The 1,058-nt window shown below is 34.9% G+C and carries 1 protein-coding gene; it reads right to left on the bottom strand.

What is annotated here, in order from left to right:
- Window positions 1-9: 9 nt before the first annotated feature.
- Window positions 10-942 (bottom strand): hypothetical protein, encoded by a 933-nt coding sequence (locus tag FJR05_RS21380; RefSeq protein WP_254447010.1) that lies wholly within the window; start codon window positions 940-942, stop codon window positions 10-12.
- Between the last annotated feature and the right edge of the window lie 116 nt (window positions 943-1,058).

The following is a 1,058-nucleotide window of genomic DNA, read 5'->3' on the forward strand; positions in this document are numbered from 1 at the left end:
GTAAAGGATTCACAGAATTAACACACTACTCAATCCCCACAGATTATCTAATCTTGATAATTTGTGAATTTGGGAGCAGCGCAAATCAGCATCTACAAGTAGCACTTTTTTCCCCATTGATGTTGCTATTTGAGCAAGGTAAAAGGCTACTGTACTTTTACCATCTCCAGATGTCGCTGAAGAGATAATTAAAGAACGAATTGGTTTATCTGAATTGAGAAGTTGAATATTTCCATACAACACCTGCAAAGATTCCCAAAATGCTCCCTGACCATAATATCTATGCTGTTTAGATTTACTACTAAACATATTAGAAAATCTACCAATACCTTCCGGTGTATCTTCAAAAACTATTTTCTCTTCACTTAGACTATTCGTAATATTTCGAGATGGATAATAAGATATACTTTTATCAAAGGGAAGAGTTGCTAATAAGGGTAGTTTGATATTTGCTTTGATACTCTCCGCTGTTTGATAAGTATTATCAATCTTTTCAAGCATTAAAGCAGCACTTATACCTAATAAAGAACTAGCCACAAGCCCTAACAGTAAACTACGTGATGTGTTTGGTGATATGGGAGATTCTCCTTGAGTAGGTGCTTGAATTAATTCCCAAGGTAATTCTGTTTGTGCCACTTCTACTTGTAGTTGTTCTCGATTAGTTAAAAACCGATTTAAACTTTCATTTGCTAGTTGCAAATTTCGCTGAATATCAGTATATTGCCTAGATAAGACAGGTAATTGTTCTAATTTTTTTTGCAGTTCTTGTTCTGCTTGCAATAGTTGTTGACTATCTACCTCGGTTTTCTGAAGTGAAATTTTAGCTTCAGCTATTTTGATAGTCAAAGCCCGTTTGGCTTCATCTTGAATAATAACTAAAAGGTTGTTTCGTTTTTCTTGTAAAGTTTGAATAGCCGGATGATCAGCTTGAAATATAGCCAATTCTCCAGATATCTGTACATCTAACTGTTGATATTGAGTGATTAACTGTTGATAAAGAGGGGCAGGGCTATTTCATTCTAAATAATTGCTTGAGTGTGCTAAGACCAAAACCAGCG

This window comes from Dolichospermum sp. UHCC 0259 (genome assembly GCF_009711935.1).
Classification (GTDB): Bacteria; Cyanobacteriota; Cyanobacteriia; order Cyanobacteriales; family Nostocaceae; genus Dolichospermum.